We start from the raw sequence: 13,612 nt of genomic DNA, 5'->3' as shown, positions 1-13,612 counted from the left end.
CGCGACCGGTCCCTGCCTGACGGTCACGCGCCCAGCCACCTTGGGGAGGTGCAGTGAGGTACGTACTGGACTTCGGCGCTGTTCAGTCGAATATCTGTCCGTGCCCTGCCGGCGCCTCCCGCAATGGGCCCGCTCGGCTCCGGTCGCCCGGGTCCGGGGTCAGTGGAAGAGCTGCCCTCGGACCGCGCCGTCGGGGAACTCGGCGGTGTGGATGTTGGAGTAGTAGTTGCGGGGGTTGTCGCGGACGCGCTTGACGACGTCCGGGTTCTGGCCCTCCAGCCGCCCCGAGACGGCGAAGATCCCCTCCGGCACCGGCCGGTTGAAGAAGTCGAAGACGACGTCGCCGTTCTTGCCGAACCGGCCCTTGTGGATGTGGCCCTTCGACGGGCTCTTGATGTCGATCCAGGCGAGGGAGTAGTCGACGGCGCTGCCCTTGGGGTGCAGGAAGGTCACGGCGTGCCCGTCGGGGTCGCCGACCTTCGAGGCGTCGTCCTTGGGCACTTCCTGGTCCCCGTTGGACAGGGCCCGCAGCTTGCCGCCCTTGATGACGTCGAGCGGGTTCACGGGCTTGTGGAGGGGCTTGAGCTGTCCGCGCACGGCGCCGCCGGGGAACTCGGCGCTGTGGAGGTTGACGTAGAAGCCGGCCGGGTCCGTGCGGATGCTCTTGGCGAGGGCGGCGTCGGTGACGGCGACCTGCCCGGCGGCGGAGTGCACGGTGTCGGGCATGGCGGTCCCGAAGAGGGGCACCTTGACCGCCCCGTTCTGCCCGGCGGCGCCCTGGTGGATGTGCCCGAGGCTGGGCGTGAACCCGTGCCACCGGAGGGCGAAGGTCACACGGTCGCCCTTGACCTTGACGAGGGCGACGGCCTTGCCGTCCGGGTCGTTGACCGCGGGCCCGCCGTCGACGGGCACCTCGTTGGCGCCGGACAGCTCCGCGGCGAAGGTGAGGGCGCGCCCGGAGGAGGGCTTGGTGAACGTGGCGGAGGTGTCGCGGCTGGAGGTGCTCGCCCCATGCGCCTCGTGTCCACCGTGCCCCTCGTGCGCCACAGCCGGATTAACTCCGGAAACACCCGCAACACTGAGAACAATTACGCTGCCGGTAACGGCGAGATAACGCTTCTGCACTGTTTCTGTCCTCCCGTTGAGGCCGACTCCGTTCGGGGCCGGTCGCGATGGAGTACGCATTCGCCAGTCGCCCGGTTCAAAGAAAATAATCGCGAATTCAGTTGAACTGTCGGTCAGTTGACGTCGTACCACTCTGCGTACCCACTCACTCACAACGAACCGGGGGAACGACCATGAACAGCACCCGCAGGAAAGCTCTTCTCGCCGCACCGCTGACGTCCCTGGCCCTGCTGACCCTGGCGGCCTGCGGAGGCGGCGCGGCCGACCACGGCGCCGCCTCCGAGGGCGGGGCGGCGAAGCCGGCGAAGCCCGCGAAGACGGTCTCGATCAAGACGGCGGACTCGGAGCTCGGCACGATCCTGGTCGACGACTCCGGCCGTACGCTCTACGGATTCACCAAGGACAAGCCCGGCGCGAGCAACTGCGACGCCGACTGCATCGCGGTCTGGCCGGCGCTCACCTCCTCGAAGGACGTGAAGGCGGGCCCGGGCTCGAAGGCCTCCCTCCTGAAGGAGACGAAGCTGGGCGAGGGCGCGGAGCAGGCGACGTACGGGGACTGGCCGCTGTACTACTACGTCGGCGACGCGACGCCGGGGGACGTGAACGGACAGGGCCTGGACGGCGAGTGGTTCGTGGTGGCGGCGGACGGAAAGCTCGTCAAGAAGACGGTGTGACGACGGTGTAAGGCGTGATGTGAGAGCCGCGTAAGAACACCGGCAAGTGGAATTAATGAATCCTTCATAATCGGCGGAGGAATTCACCGAGGGGTGAAGTCTCGAATATCACGGGCGTGAGCAGATCATGCACATGCCGATGCGTCGGGGGTGTGCGGCGGTGATTTCCCGTTCGGCTCGCGCGGCGGATTGTGCGGCGAGGCTTACCGGGCCTCCGCCGCGAGCGGGCCGGCGGGGCGGCGGGGCGGCCGCGGGCCGTCGTACCCGTCGAGGAGCCTGAGCGCGTCCCGCCAGTGCCGTCCGGCCGCCTCGACGCCCTCGGCGAGCGCGGCCGCGCCCAGGCCCTCCAGGGCCGGCGACTCGTGGCGGGCGTCGGCGAGCCGACGGTGGACGGGGCTGCCCGGCAGTGGAAGTCCGCCGCCTCGCCGTGCCGGTCCAGCCGGCGGTACGTCTCGCCCGCGCCGCGCCAGGCCGGCGCCTCGCGGCTGCGGTCTCCGGGGGCGGCGGAGCGCTGTTAGGGGGCCAGCGCTTGGGCGAGCCGACCGCTGGCCTGCTGGCGTCGCCCTGGGCGATCAGCCAGAAGCCCTCGAGCCTGTGGTCGTGCAGGCTCGAGGGCGGTGTTCAGCGCGCCCTGAGCGGATCCGGGCGCTCGCAGTTCGCCTACGAGGCGTCGGGCTCCGTGGCGGTCTTCGGCGACGACGTGGGCGCGGCCACGGTGATGCGCGCGACGGCGGTCTCGGACAGGGCTTCCCCCGTGGTCACCTTCACGCGGTAGGTGAACTTGTCCTCGCCGACGTACCCGGCGGTCGACTTGTAGACGATCGTGTTCCCGTCGACGGTCGCGGTCCCGTGCGCGGGCTGGGTCTCGACGGCGACGCTGAAGGCCGCGTCGTCGAGCACCATCTGCACATTCCCGCCGGTCCCGTCCGCGAGGGTGACGTTGTCGTTGGTCAGCACCTTCACGACGAGCGCCTCCCCGGCGCCGGCGCTCTCCTCGTCGCTGCCGAGCTCCAGCACGCCTCGCCCGGTCGGCGCGGCCGTGCCGGCCGCACCGGCGCCAGCCTTCCCGGCGGCGGACTCGGAGCTCTTGGCGGTCTCGGACCCACAGGCGCCGACCCCGAGTACGGCCATCGCCACACCGGCTGCTGCCACCAGGGTGCGTCTATGCGTACAAGTCCGGGTCATGAGTGTCCCCCAAAGCCGACGGGTCCGAGCTGAGAGGCCTGAGCATGGCATTCCGGTTTGCTGATGTTGATAGAAGTGGGACTATTCGTGGCCGAGTTGTGATGATCGTGAGTAGATGCTGACGGTAAGTGATCACGTTCGTGGTGGGTCGGATGGCACGGAAGAGCGAGTTCACACCCCTGTGGCCGGGGAAGAGCAGGACAGAGGGCGCGTCTCCTGTATGCGCACAGTGACGGAGGCTCTGATCAAGACCCACGGCACCCCTCGGGCGCGCGGCCGGGCCCTGGGCGGGGGCGCCGGCCTGCTGGGACTGCGGGAGCCGGGCCCGTTGATCGCCCTCAGCCCAGCCGCCCCTCCCGAAGGGCCCCGACGAAGTCCCCCCAAGCGGAGGCGGGGAGGGCGAGCCGGGGCCCGTGGGGGTTCTTGGAATCCCGCACGGCGACGATCCGCGCGGTGGGGGCGACCTCGACACATTCGCTAGTGTTTGCCCCACTGTAGGACGACTTGAACCAGGCGCGGGCTGGTATCTCAGGGGTGCTGCTCTGCATCACATCTCCTCGCGGACGCGTTCGATCAGGGCTGAGGATGCGGCCATGTCCAACGCTTGTGCGCGGAGGTAGTCGAACGCAAGCCGGTATCGGTCCAGTTCCGCCTCCTTCTCCATGAAGAGCGAGCCGAGGTGGATGTCCACGTAGACGACATCCAGGCTGGGCTCCGGACCGCCGAGGATGACGAAGCTGCCCATGGCCGCCGAGTGGGCGCCTTTCGAGAAGGGCAGCACTTGGAGAGTGACGCCGGGAGACTCGTTGGCTTGGAGCAGATGGCTGAGCTGCTCTCTCATCACGTCGCGCGAGCCGACGACCCGACGGATCACCGACTCGTCGAGGATCGCCCAGAGGTGCAGCGGCTTGGCCCGGGTGAGGATCTCTTGGCGCTTCATCCGGATGTCTACGAGGCGCTCGGTCTCTTTGGGCGGCAGCCTCATCTCGGAGGCATGCTGCACGGCCTCCGTGTAGCTGCGGGTCTGCAAGAGGCCGGGCACGTAGAGGCAGTTGAAGTGGTCCTCGCGAACAGCCTCATCCTCAAGCGTGAGAAGCAGGTTCATCGTCTCGGGGATGGAATCGGCGAAGGAGCTCCACCAGCCCTGCTGCTTCGCGTCCTTGGCGAGTGCGACCACAGCCTTTCGCTCAGCCTCGCTCGCGCCGTACTCACGGCACAGCGCCTCGACGATCGGCCACTTCACAGGTCCTTCCTGCGTCTCGTAGCGACTGACCGTGGCTTTCGAGATTCCGACGAGCTGGCCGGCCTCCTCGAGCGTCATGCCCTTCCGTGCGCGCATCTTGCGCATCGTCACGCCCAGTTGGCGGCGTCGAGTGGTGGCCCTCGCTGACATGGCAGAGACCTTCCGTTGCGTGTGGGCCAGCCCTCTGGCCGCCAACAAGGCTAGGCAGACGGCGAGTTAGGCGACCAACGGAATCACCCGATCGAGATACGTGAGAAGTTTCATCGTGAGAGTTCTCAATGCCATACTCGCCATCGGATCGCTACGCAGCGCAGTCGTACGGATACGGCGGGCGCAGGCTGCTGCGGCGCAGAAGGGAGTGCGGCTATGTGCGGCAAGGAACTGACCACCAACCCGTCCCGCATCCGTTGTGTCCTGCCCTTCGAGGCGGAGCCGGCCAGGATGTGCGCGCTTCGCCGCTACGTGAGGGAGCAGCTCACTCAATGGGGCGTTCCTGCTCTGGCCGACGAGGTTGAGCTGGCTGTCACTGAGCTCGCGACGAATGTGATCAAGCACGTAGGCGACGGGGCGGTGGCGACTCTCGTCATGGAGCCGAGTGAGGGGGCTCTTCGCGTGGAGGTTCATGATCGGAGCCCCGCTGTGCCCACGGCGGTGGACCAGGAGTGCGGAGCCGAGTGTGGGCGGGGGCTTCATCTGCTGGCAGGCATGTCGGCGGACTGGGGCACGATCGTGACCGCGACGGGCAAGGCGGTGTGGTGCGAATTCGCCCTGGACGGCGCCGGGCAGTGCCTCCGCGTCCAGCGCGCGACAGCCGCGCTGGACGGATATCAGCTGGCCGGCCGCAGCCCGGGTGGGCCCAGTCTCAGTCGCCTCCCCGTCCTGGAGACTTCGGCGACTGAGCTGATCGCAGACCTTCTTCACTGGCTGACTGCGCAAGGCGGCGACCCGGACGCCGTCCTGGAGCGGGCACAGATGCGCTTCGAGGCCGAGGCGGCTTGACGCCCATGCCGTGTACCGCGGGGCGACTAACTCGGCGGACCTGCCCGCTTGGCTTCCTCGATCTGCGCCCGCACGGCGGCCGGGGTGCGCCACGATGCGCCGTCATGGACTTTACGGCCTCTGTGGCACATGCGATGGCAGTTGGCGCACACCAGGGCCAGGTCGTCGAGCTTGGTCTCGCGAGGGCCGGAGATGTGGAGGGGGAGCACGTGGTGGACTTCGATGTAGTCCCGCCCGAGCTCGCCATAGGTGCGCTCGAAGTGGAACGCGCACACCTCGCACTGGAGGGGCAGGCCCCGCTTACGCGTTTGGTCGATCTTGCGCTTCCGTAGCTTCGGGTTCCTCTCGCGGGAAATCGCCCAGCGCGCCAGGAGCCGGCCCTCGGGGGCCGTCGTGCCGTCTTCGCCGATCTCGTCCGGTTGTTCCGGGATCTGAACGAGTTGGCCAGAGCCGATGCCCGCCTCGATGGCGCGTGCGGCTTGGAGCATCTCGGCTTCCCGAGTGACGAAAGCCTCGGTGACCAGTTTGGTGAGCTGGCCGCCTTTGGTGGCCCCGCCGTTGTAGTCGCGACGGCTGGTGATCAGGTCTGCGCTCTTGCGGCTGATGCTGCCCGCCGACCGGAACTCCGCGAGATCCCGGGCGGCTGGGTCGTGGAGGGGGAGCGCGCGGAGCAGCTCGGCCAGTTCGTGCGTGGCCTGTTGATAGACCCGGAGCTGACGCCAGTCGTTCTCGACGAGGCGAGCGCCGATCAGCAACAGCTCATCCTGGTTCCAATCAGGGCTACGCATGACGGATATCGTACGAGCGTTCGTCCTGTTGTGGGTGGTGATTGTGGCCTCCTGCGGCGCGCTCTGATCGAAGTCTGATCACCGGTGTACGGGGAGTGACTACTGTCCCCTCATGGATATACGTGATCTGCTCGGCGAAGTGGCCAAGACGTATAACAAGGCGGCCGGAACAGCGCGGGGAGTCCCCGCGCAGGATCTCCTGCGAGCAGTGGGGCGGGACCACGAGCTGCCCCTGCCCTCCGGCTTCGTCGCGCGCGGGTACGGCGGGCAAGGGAACGCCACCAGCACTCCCTGGGTGGGGGTGTTCGACCCGGACGTCTCCGAGGATCCGAAGCAGGGGCTGTATCTTGCCTACCTCTTCAGCGCTGAACTGTCGGCTGTGACACTGACGTTGCAGCAGGGGATGACGCTTCTGGAGGAGCGATTTCAAGCGAAGAGGGATCTCTGCGCGCACCTGAGAGATCGGGCGAGAGTTCTTCGCGGCGCGCTTCCCGAGAGGCTGGCGACGGGCTGGCGCCAGCCTCTCGCCCTGGGCGCGTCAGGTTGGCGGCCCGTCACGTACGAAGCCGGCAGCGTCGTCGCCCGACGCTACGAGATCGCCGACATGCCCCGGGAGGAGGAGCTCCGCGACGACCTGAGCCAGGCGGCGAGCCTCCTCCAGCGCGCCGCGACTGCCGAGCGGCTTTGGTGGCTCGAAGGACGAGGGCGCGAGATGGAGTTGGAGTATCCGAGCGACCGTCACGTCGGGTCGGTCTCCCTGGACGGCTTCCGCCCCAAGGACAGCAGCGACTACATCGCCAACATCGCCGCGAGGCAGCAGATCAAGAAGCGCTCGCACGAGGCCCTGATCGCCGCGTTCGGTCAGTACGTCGCGGACAGGGGGTACGTGCCCACCACCGTGGGCGTCCACCCCAAGGACCTCGTCCTGCATCGGGCGACGGCCGGGGCCGGGCGGGAGGAGTGGCTCGTCGAAGCCAAGGTGGTGGCCAAGGGGAATCCGACCTCGGCTGTCCGTGGGGCGGTAGGGCAGCTACTCGAATACCGGCACTTCCTCTATCGCGAGCGTGACATGCCGCTCCCTCGCCTGCTGGGTCTCTTCACCGAGGACATAGGGGTGTACGCCTCCTATCTCGAAGACCACGACATCGCGTCCGTCTGGCAGGCGCAGGACGGGCAGGGATGGGATGGGTCCGCCGGAGCGGTCGCCTCGGGGCTGGTCGGCGTGGGGCGCTGAGCGCTCACCTCACCTCCATCCCCCCGTGGCAGTCCCGGTACGCCGTCCCCGACCCGCACCAGCAGGACGCGCCCCTCGCCGGGGGCCAGGCTGATGCTCGGCCCCTGGCCGCCAGGGTTGTCGCGTACTGGGGGAGCAGGTCCGCGTTCGACGGGGAGGACTGTTCCGAGGCGGCGAAGGCCTCGTACGAGGGGACCGTCGCCGGGACGATGCCCAGGTTGGCCGTGCCCGTCGACGCCAGGTCGCGCAACGAGGCCTCGATGTCCGTCAGATGGGCCGCGTGGGTCGGGTACTCCGATTCGAGCTCGGGGTACGAGGCCAGCAGTTCGTCCAGTTCGGACTCCGGCCAGTGGAGCACCGCCACCGGGAACGGGCGGGACAACGCCGAGCGGTACGAGCCCAGTTCCGAGCGGAGGCGGGCGATCTCGGCCTGGAGTTCCGCCGGGTTGTCCGAGCCCAGCGCCCAGAGGCGTTTGGGGTCGTGGAGCTCGTCCAGGGGGATGTCCGAGGCGTGGACGCCGTCCGCCAGGGTGTCCCACTCGTCGTGCGGCAGGGCCAGCAGGCGGCGGACGCGGTGGCGGCCCGTGAGGAGGGACTGCGTGGCGTACGGGACGTCCTCGTCCGGCGACGGGAGCAGCAGCGTCACCGCCGTCGTGAAGCACTCGTGCGACGCCTCGAGCTCGTCGTGCGACTCCAGGGTCTCGGCGACGATCTCCCACGGTGCCGCGTCCGTCGGAGCCGCGGTGCGGATGCCGTCGATCAGGGCGCGGGCCTCCGCCTCGTGGCCGTACTCCCAGAGGTTCGCCGCCTGGAGGGCCTTGATCAGCAGGGGGTGTTCCGGGGTGGACGCGAGGAGGCGGTCGTAGAGGGTCGAGGCCTGGTCGCGGTCGCCGGACAGTTCCAGGTGGGCCGCGGCCTGCAGGAGCAGCGGCTCGTGGTCTTCGGGGTACTGCGCGGCGGTGCGCAGCAGGCGCTCGGCTTCGGCGGTGTGATCGGCAGGAGTGTCGGGGCGCATGGTGGACACCGTACTGCTGTACGGGGGTTCGCAGGGGAGAGCTCTGGTGGGTTGAAGAGGCAGGCCCTATCGTGCGCCCGTGCGCGAGCGGAGGCGTGAACGGGGGAGTGACCGGACCCGGGGCCGGCGGAGCGAACGGACCGGGGGTCGGGAGAGCGGACGGACCCGGTGTCGGGACGACGCGGTCGTCGTCCAAGGGCGGAGCCCGCGGCGGCGCCCCTCGCTCGCCCGCGCGCTCTGGAGCGCGGCCGAGGTCGCCGTCACCCTTGGGGTCGTCGTGCTGCTTCTCGTCGTGCATCAGCTGTGGTGGACCAACCGGCAGGCCAGGCAGGGCGCGCAGGACAAGGTCCAGGCGCTCGAGAGGCAGTGGGAGGCCGCTCCGACCGGGGGCGGGCAGAGCGGCGAGACGGACGGCGAGCGGGTCGACGAGGCCGGTGCGGCGCCGTCCTCGCCGCCGACCGCCGGCGACGGCGCCGCCCCCGAGTCCCCGCCCGGCCGGTCCAGTCGGGAGCGGAGCGCCCCCCGTTGGGACCAGGCGTACGCCGTCCTGCGCATCCCGCGCCTCGGAGTCGTCGCCCCCGTCGCACAGGGCATCGCCAAGAAGGGCGTCCTTGATAAGGGGTATATAGGGCATTACCCGCAGACCGCCCAACCAGGCGAGGCCGGGAACTTCGCCCTCGCCGGACATCGCAACACCCACGGCGAGCCCTTCCGCCGCATCGACCGGCTCCGCGCAGGCGACGAGATCAAGGTCGAGACGCGGGAGGGGGTCTACGTCTACGCCGTCGACAGGAGCCTGCCGCAGACCTCGCCCCGCGACACCGGAGTGATCGAGCGCGTCCCGCGCAGCCTCGTGAAGCCCGGCGCCGGATACGACGAGCCCGGGTACTACGTGACCCTCACCACATGCACCCCCGAGTACAGCTCCAAGCACCGTCTCGTCGTATGGGGGAAGCTGAAGTCCGTGAAGCCGCGCTAGGCTGACCGTTCGAAGACCTTCGAAGACTTCGACACAGCGGTTCGAGACAGCGAGGAGGGGGCAGCGTGATCCGTCGTACGACGCGACTGCTGCGGCCCGCCGCCCTGCTGCTCCTCCTCGTCGAAGTCCTCCTCGTCGACGGCGGCAGCCTCGCCGCCGCCGTCGCCCTCGCTGCGACGGCCACCGCCGCCGCCGGCTCCGCGCTCGTCGTCTGCGCCGTCATCAGCGCCCGCTGCGCGCCCGCCGTGCCGCGCACCCGGATCCGCACCGCCATCCGCGACCGCGAGAAGCGCACCGCGTTCCTCCCGCAGCGAGATCCCGACGCCAAGGGCCGCACCCGGCCCCGAGCCCCCGGCCGCGCCCTCCTGACGGCCGCGTAGGGGCACGCTTCTCCTCGTACACCCCTCGCGGGTCGTCCTGCCGACATCTCTCATTCCGGCACGACGAGACCCCCGGAGGGCTCACCCATGTCTGTTTTCGCCACGCTCGTCGAGCAGCTCGCCGACCTGCTCCAGCCCCTCTTCCACGCCTCCGCGACCGCCGCCGCGATCATCGTCTTCACCGCGCTCGTACGGCTCGCCGTCCACCCCCTGTCCCGCGCCGCCGCCCGTGGGCAGAAGGCCCGGGTCCGGCTCGCGCCGCAGATCGCGGAGCTGCGCAAGAAGCACGGCAAGGATCAGGAGCGCATGCAGAAGGCGCTTCTGGAGCTGCACGCCAAGGAGAAGGTCTCGCCGCTCGCCGGCTGCCTGCCCAGCCTGCTCCAGCTGCCCGCGTTCTTCCTGATGTACCACCTCTTCTCCAACTCCGAGATCGGCGGCGAGCCGAACAGCCTGCTCGGCCACACCCTCTTCGCCGCCCCCCTCGGCGACAACTGGACCGACGCCCTCGCGCACGGCGGGGTCTTCGGCGGGGCGGGAGCGGTGTACGTCGTCCTCTTCGTGATCGTCACCGCGGTGGCCACGTTCAACTACGTGCGGACGAAGCGGCAGCTGGCCGCCTCTCCGCAGCCGGAGCAGGCCATCCCCGGCATGGGGGCGATGACCAAGATCATGCCGCTGCTCTCCTTCGCCACGCTCATCACCGTGGCCGTGGTGCCGCTCGCCGCCGCGCTCTACGTCGTGACCACCACGACCTGGAGCGCGGTGGAGCGCGTGTTCCTGTACCGGGACATGCCGGTCGCCGGAGCGCTTGCTACCGCCGCGTAACGGTCCAGGTTGTGAACGGGGTCTTGCGGAGTGGTCGGAGGTCTTGGAGGATCAGCCAAGCCTACGTACTTCGATGGCCGCTACCCATCGCCGGGCTCAACACCTGACCAGGGGAGACAGACCATGAAGCTGCTGCGAGTCGGCGCCGCTGGCGCGGAGCGCCCGGCCCTGCTGGACCGGGATGGGACGACCCTGCGCGACCTGTCCGGCCTCGTCGCCGACGTCGACGGCGAACTGCTCGCCGACGCCTCCGCCCTCGCCCGGATACGGGCCGCCGCCGACGCCGGCGAGCTGCCCGTGCTGGACGCCGACGGACTGCGGGTCGGGCCGCCGCTTGCCCGGATCGGCAAAGTCGTGTGCATCGGGCTGAACTACCACGACCACGCCGCCGAGACCGGCGCCCCGACCCCCGCCGAGCCCGTCGTCTTCCTCAAGGCGGCGGACACGGTCGTCGGCCCGAACGACACCGTGCTGGTGCCGCGCCGCAGCCGCAAGACCGACTGGGAGGTCGAGCTCGCGGTGGTCGTCGGACGTACGGCCCGCTATGTGGAGGACGACGAGGACCCCCTGTCGTACGTCGCCGGGTACGCCGTCTCCCACGACGTCTCGGAGCGCGAGTTCCAGATCGAGCGCGGCGGCACCTGGGACAAGGGCAAGAACTGCGAGACCTTCAACCCGCTCGGGCCCTGGCTCGTGACGGCGGACGAGGTGCCGGACCCGCAGGCGCTGAGCCTGAGGCTGTGGGTCAACGGCGAGCTCAAGCAGGACGGCAGGACCGCGGACCAGATCTTCCCGGTGGCGGAGGTCGTGCGGTACGTCAGCCAGTTCATGACGCTCCACCCCGGCGACGTGATCAACACCGGGACGCCGGCGGGCGTCGCGCTCGGGCAGCCGGAGCCTAAGCCGTTCCTGCGGGCGGGCGACGTGGTGGAGGTGGAGGTCGAGGGGCTCGGGCGGCAGCGCCAGGAGCTCAAGGACGCGTAGCGCGGAAGTAGCGCGAGGCAGCGCGAAGTAGCCGCGAGAGGGGGCGCCGCATCCCGCAGACGGGGGGCCTGCGGGATGCGGCTTGGGAAGGGGCCGCGGGAGTACGGGGGATATCCCCGCGGCCCCTGGTCTTTGAGGCGCCGACGGTTTGCGCGGCGCCGAGTGTCAGGACCTGATGGGTCAGGCCTGGCCGGGTGCGGATCAGGAGGCTATGAAGCGTTCCAGCGCCTCCACCACCATCGCGTGGTCCTCGGCCTGTGGCAGGCCCGATACGGTCACCGAGCCGATGACCCCGGCTCCCTCGACCCTGATCGGGAACGAGCCGCCGTGGGCCGCGTACCGGTCGGGGTCCAGACGCGAGGACTCCTCGAAGGTCTTGCCCCGGGCCCGGTGCCGGGCCCCGACGAGGAACGAGCTCTCGCCGTACCGCTCGACGACCCGGCGCTTGCGGTCGATCCAGGCGTCGTTGTCGGCGCTCGAACCCGGCAGTGCGCAGTGGAAGAGCTGCTGCGTGCCGCGGCGGATGTCGATCGCGACGGGGGCGTGGCGCAGATGCGCCATGTCGGCGAGCATGCTGCCGAGCGCCCACGCGTCGGAGTGGTTGAACCGGCGCAGAGTGAGGCGGCGCTCCTGGTCCGACAGCTCGTCGACCAGCTGGTCGGGCGTGAGCTGCGCCAGCTCGGCGGACTGTGGGGGCTTCGACGCCTGCGCGGCGTGGGCGACGTGCGAGGGCCGGACGGCCGGCGCGGGATGCGGGCCGGGCGCGGGCTTCATGGGCTGGTGCGAGGGCTGGGGCGCGGTCATGCGGACACCTCCACGGCGACGCCTTCGTCGGCGGATCGGCGCGCGGCCTCCAGCACGTCCAGAGCGGCCGCGGCCTCGAGGGCGGTGACGGGCGGGGGCGTGCCGTCGCGCAGGGCGGCGGCGATGCCCGTGTAATACGCAGGGTAGTCGCCCGGCAGGGTGGGGACAGGTCGGCCGCCTCCGGTCAGCGGGGACTCGCCCGCGCCGACGCGGCCCCACAGCGACTCGGGCTCCGTGCCCCACGCGCCGTCCGCGGAGGGCAGCTCGCCCTCGCGCAGGGCCGATTCCTGAGGGTCGAGGCCGTGCTTCACATACCCGGCCTTCGAGCCGAGGACTCTGAAGCGCGGGCCGAGCTGCGCGGTGACGGCGCTGACGTACAGATGCGAGCGCACGCCGTTCACATGCGTGAGCGCGATGAAGGTGTCGTCGTCGGCCTCGGCGCCCGGGCGGCGTACGTCGGCCTCCGCGTACACGAGCGCGACCGGGCCGAAGAGGGTCAGCGCCTGGTCGACGACATGGCTGCCCAGGTCGTACAGCAGGCCGCCGATCTCCTGCGGGTCGCCGGACTCGCGCCAGCCGCCCTTCAGCTGCGGACGCCACCGCTCGAAGCGGGACTCGAAGCGCAGTACGTCGCCGAGCTCGCCGTCCGCGATCAGCTTCTGGAGGGTGAGGAAGTCGTTGTCCCAGCGGCGGTTCTGGAAGACGGACAGGAGCAGTCCGCGCTCCTCGGCGAGGGCGGCCAGCTCGCGCGCCTCGGCCGCGGCGCCCGCGATCGGCTTGTCCACGACGACGGAGAGGCCGGCCTCGAGGGCGGCGGCGGCGATCGGCACGTGGGTCTTGTTCGGCGAGGCGATCACGACGAGGTCGAGTTCGCCGGCCCGCTTCCACAGCTCGTCCGGCGAGACGGCGACGCGCACGCCGGGGTAGGCGTCGCGGGCCTGCTGCTGGCGCTCCGGGTTGGAGGTGACGACCGTGTCCAGGGCGAGGCCTTCGGCGGCGGCGATCAGCGGGGCGTGGAAGACGGAGCCCGCCAGGCCGTAGCCGACGAGCGCGACGCGGAGTGGGGTCCCGGTGCCAGTCATGGAGACCACTTAAGCAACGGCGTTTCCAAAGTGCAAGCGCGGGTGACAATGGCGGGGTGAAGACCACCGATGGAGGGACGAGCGAAGGCGCGGACGCGCGGCGGACCCCTGCGGAGCGCCGGGCGGCGGGCGAGGGGCGGGCGGTGAGTGGGGATCCGGCCGTAGGCGAGGGTCCGGCTGCCGGCGTGCGCGGGACCGCGGGCGAAGGCCGGGCTGCTGGTGTGCAGCCGGCCGCCAGCATGCGCGGGACCGCAGGCGAGGGTCCCGCCGTGAGTGTGCCCGGAACTGCGGGCCA

At 70.2% G+C, this 13,612-nt stretch carries 16 protein-coding genes; 8 read left to right on the top strand and 8 right to left on the bottom strand.

Annotated elements, in window-relative coordinates; all coding sequences use genetic code 11:
* Nucleotides 1-159: 159 nt before the first annotated feature.
* Nucleotides 160-1,047, bottom strand: coding sequence for a CHRD domain-containing protein (locus AB0M39_RS29725; protein WP_365369045.1), 888 nt, complete (start codon nucleotides 1,045-1,047; stop codon nucleotides 160-162).
* 251 nt (nucleotides 1,048-1,298) lie between these two features.
* On the opposite strand from AB0M39_RS29725, the gene AB0M39_RS29720 reads away from it, so the two are divergent.
* Nucleotides 1,299-1,799: a hypothetical protein gene (locus tag AB0M39_RS29720; RefSeq protein ID WP_365369044.1), complete on the top strand. Its 501-nt coding sequence runs from the start codon at nucleotides 1,299-1,301 to the stop codon at nucleotides 1,797-1,799.
* A gap of 293 nt (nucleotides 1,800-2,092) precedes the next feature.
* Nucleotides 2,093-2,317 (top strand): hypothetical protein, encoded by a 225-nt coding sequence (locus tag AB0M39_RS29715; protein WP_365369043.1) that lies wholly within the window; start codon nucleotides 2,093-2,095, stop codon nucleotides 2,315-2,317.
* A gap of 142 nt (nucleotides 2,318-2,459) precedes the next feature.
* Here AB0M39_RS29715 and AB0M39_RS29710 read toward each other — a convergent pair whose 3' ends face one another.
* The 3 genes from AB0M39_RS29710 to AB0M39_RS29700 all read right to left on the bottom strand — a co-directional run bounded on the left by AB0M39_RS29710 (nucleotide 2,460) and on the right by AB0M39_RS29700 (nucleotide 4,377).
* Nucleotides 2,460-2,951, bottom strand: a complete 492-nt coding sequence (locus AB0M39_RS29710; protein WP_365369042.1) for an Ig-like domain-containing protein — start codon at nucleotides 2,949-2,951, stop codon at nucleotides 2,460-2,462.
* Nucleotides 2,952-3,322: 371 nt separating this feature from the next.
* Entirely contained in the window at nucleotides 3,323-3,532 is a 210-nt protein-coding gene (locus AB0M39_RS29705; RefSeq protein WP_365369041.1) for a DUF397 domain-containing protein, read from the bottom strand.
* A complete protein-coding gene (locus AB0M39_RS29700) occupies nucleotides 3,532-4,377 on the bottom strand; it encodes a helix-turn-helix transcriptional regulator (protein ID WP_365369040.1) in 846 nt (281 codons plus the stop codon). The genes AB0M39_RS29705 and AB0M39_RS29700 overlap by 1 nt, the downstream gene beginning before the upstream one ends.
* A 216-nt stretch (nucleotides 4,378-4,593) precedes the next feature.
* Here AB0M39_RS29700 and AB0M39_RS29695 point away from each other — a divergent pair, with 216 nt between their 5' ends.
* The gene (locus tag AB0M39_RS29695) at nucleotides 4,594-5,226 is read left to right on the top strand and encodes an ATP-binding protein (RefSeq protein WP_365369039.1); all 633 of its coding nucleotides are present in this window, start codon (nucleotides 4,594-4,596) and stop codon (nucleotides 5,224-5,226) included.
* Nucleotides 5,227-5,252: 26 nt separating this feature from the next.
* Here AB0M39_RS29695 and AB0M39_RS29690 read toward each other — a convergent pair whose 3' ends face one another.
* A complete protein-coding gene (locus AB0M39_RS29690; protein ID WP_365369038.1) occupies nucleotides 5,253-6,014 on the bottom strand; it encodes an HNH endonuclease in 762 nt (253 codons plus the stop codon).
* Nucleotides 6,015-6,126: 112 nt separating this feature from the next.
* Here AB0M39_RS29690 and AB0M39_RS29685 point away from each other — a divergent pair, with 112 nt between their 5' ends.
* Nucleotides 6,127-7,248: a DUF3578 domain-containing protein gene (locus AB0M39_RS29685; RefSeq protein ID WP_365369037.1), complete on the top strand. Its 1,122-nt coding sequence runs from the start codon at nucleotides 6,127-6,129 to the stop codon at nucleotides 7,246-7,248.
* A 4-nt stretch (nucleotides 7,249-7,252) separates the two neighbouring features.
* On the opposite strand, the gene AB0M39_RS29680 is transcribed toward AB0M39_RS29685, so the two are convergent.
* Nucleotides 7,253-8,263, bottom strand: coding sequence for an SEC-C domain-containing protein (locus AB0M39_RS29680; protein ID WP_365369036.1), 1,011 nt, complete (start codon nucleotides 8,261-8,263; stop codon nucleotides 7,253-7,255).
* Nucleotides 8,264-8,540: 277 nt separating this feature from the next.
* On the opposite strand from AB0M39_RS29680, the gene AB0M39_RS29675 reads away from it, so the two are divergent.
* The 4 genes from AB0M39_RS29675 (at nucleotide 8,541) to AB0M39_RS29660 (ending at nucleotide 11,431) form a co-directional block, all read left to right on the top strand.
* Entirely contained in the window at nucleotides 8,541-9,242 is a 702-nt protein-coding gene (locus AB0M39_RS29675) for a class E sortase (RefSeq protein ID WP_365369035.1), read from the top strand.
* Nucleotides 9,243-9,307: 65 nt separating this feature from the next.
* The gene (locus AB0M39_RS29670; protein ID WP_365369034.1) at nucleotides 9,308-9,622 is read left to right on the top strand and encodes a DUF6412 domain-containing protein; all 315 of its coding nucleotides are present in this window, start codon (nucleotides 9,308-9,310) and stop codon (nucleotides 9,620-9,622) included.
* An 87-nt stretch (nucleotides 9,623-9,709) separates the two neighbouring features.
* Entirely contained in the window at nucleotides 9,710-10,447 is a 738-nt protein-coding gene (locus tag AB0M39_RS29665) for a YidC/Oxa1 family membrane protein insertase (RefSeq protein ID WP_365369033.1), read from the top strand.
* Between the two features lie 123 nt (nucleotides 10,448-10,570).
* Entirely contained in the window at nucleotides 10,571-11,431 is an 861-nt protein-coding gene (locus AB0M39_RS29660; protein WP_365369032.1) for a fumarylacetoacetate hydrolase family protein, read from the top strand.
* Nucleotides 11,432-11,632: 201 nt separating this feature from the next.
* Here AB0M39_RS29660 and AB0M39_RS29655 read toward each other — a convergent pair whose 3' ends face one another.
* The gene (locus tag AB0M39_RS29655) at nucleotides 11,633-12,109 is read right to left on the bottom strand and encodes a heme-degrading domain-containing protein (protein ID WP_365369064.1); all 477 of its coding nucleotides are present in this window, start codon (nucleotides 12,107-12,109) and stop codon (nucleotides 11,633-11,635) included.
* A 122-nt stretch (nucleotides 12,110-12,231) separates the two neighbouring features.
* A complete protein-coding gene (locus AB0M39_RS29650; RefSeq protein ID WP_365369031.1) occupies nucleotides 12,232-13,317 on the bottom strand; it encodes a Gfo/Idh/MocA family oxidoreductase in 1,086 nt (361 codons plus the stop codon).
* Nucleotides 13,318-13,612: the final 295 nt, after the last annotated feature.

Source organism: Streptomyces sp. NPDC051907, assembly GCF_040681075.1.
GTDB lineage: Bacteria > Actinomycetota > Actinomycetes > Streptomycetales > Streptomycetaceae > Streptomyces.
Note: the sequence above shows the minus strand (reverse complement) of the source record. Positions and strands in the feature narration are given on the sequence as shown.

Excerpts from the sequence above, each read along its gene's own strand:
- AB0M39_RS29720 (WP_365369044.1), top strand. The coding sequence starts at position 1,299 with ATGAACAGCACCCGCAGGAAAGCTCTTCTCGCCGCACCGCTGACGTCC.
- AB0M39_RS29705 (WP_365369041.1), bottom strand. The coding sequence starts at position 3,532 with ATGCAGAGCAGCACCCCTGAGATACCAGCCCGCGCCTGGTTCAAGTCG.
- AB0M39_RS29700 (WP_365369040.1), bottom strand. The coding sequence starts at position 4,377 with ATGTCAGCGAGGGCCACCACTCGACGCCGCCAACTGGGCGTGACGATG.
- AB0M39_RS29695 (WP_365369039.1), top strand. The coding sequence starts at position 4,594 with ATGTGCGGCAAGGAACTGACCACCAACCCGTCCCGCATCCGTTGTGTC.
- AB0M39_RS29690 (WP_365369038.1), bottom strand. The coding sequence starts at position 6,014 with ATGCGTAGCCCTGATTGGAACCAGGATGAGCTGTTGCTGATCGGCGCT.
- AB0M39_RS29685 (WP_365369037.1), top strand. The coding sequence starts at position 6,127 with ATGGATATACGTGATCTGCTCGGCGAAGTGGCCAAGACGTATAACAAG.
- AB0M39_RS29680 (WP_365369036.1), bottom strand. The coding sequence starts at position 8,263 with ATGCGCCCCGACACTCCTGCCGATCACACCGCCGAAGCCGAGCGCCTG.
- AB0M39_RS29665 (WP_365369033.1), top strand. The coding sequence starts at position 9,710 with ATGTCTGTTTTCGCCACGCTCGTCGAGCAGCTCGCCGACCTGCTCCAG.
- AB0M39_RS29660 (WP_365369032.1), top strand. The coding sequence starts at position 10,571 with ATGAAGCTGCTGCGAGTCGGCGCCGCTGGCGCGGAGCGCCCGGCCCTG.
- AB0M39_RS29650 (WP_365369031.1), bottom strand. The coding sequence starts at position 13,317 with ATGACTGGCACCGGGACCCCACTCCGCGTCGCGCTCGTCGGCTACGGC.